The sequence below is a fragment of the Methylobacterium sp. J-030 genome, from assembly GCF_022829545.1.
GTDB lineage: Bacteria > Pseudomonadota > Alphaproteobacteria > Rhizobiales > Beijerinckiaceae > Methylobacterium.
This window is the reverse complement of record NZ_JAKSYM010000109.1, coordinates 1-454: the sequence shown is the minus strand read 5'-3', so window position 1 is coordinate 454 and position 454 is coordinate 1. Positions and strand designations below refer to the sequence as shown.

Genomic DNA, 454 nt, shown 5'->3' with positions numbered 1-454 from the left:
ATTCGACCTTCATGATCAGCGGTTTGGACATTCGTTCTCTCTCGCGGCTCGGCCGCGCTGAGAACGCGGAGCCGTGAGGCTTCTATCCGCCGTCAGTCGGACGTCGGTCGGTCCGATACCGAGCGGCTGTATGTTCGGGTCAAATCCCCAACACACATTGAGTTCCGCTTTATTACATATGTGGATCGTTTTCAACTGAAGCCGTGCAGTCGTGGCGTGCTGCTTCAATTTATTCAGCTTGCGCAGTCACGTAGCGTGCAAACCAATGTGTGTTGTAGCGCCTCCCGGTCGGACACGGCACAGGAGGGCATCGTTGGCTGATCGACCGTAGGCGCCGGCGGCTGGGTGAGGCGAGCGCTCCCGCCTGCGACGCGGAGGGCCTGATGCCCCGCTACTTCATCGACACCTTCGACAGCATTGTCGCCATAGATGACGTCGGCCACGAGTTGCCGGA

Annotated in this window: 1 protein-coding gene; it reads right to left on the bottom strand. The window is 59.5% G+C overall.

From position 1 onward, the window contains the following. Nucleotides 1-233: 233 nt before the first annotated feature. Nucleotides 234-454 (bottom strand): hypothetical protein (locus tag MKK75_RS06500; RefSeq protein WP_244041795.1); only part of this gene is annotated, 221 nt, incomplete at its 5' end.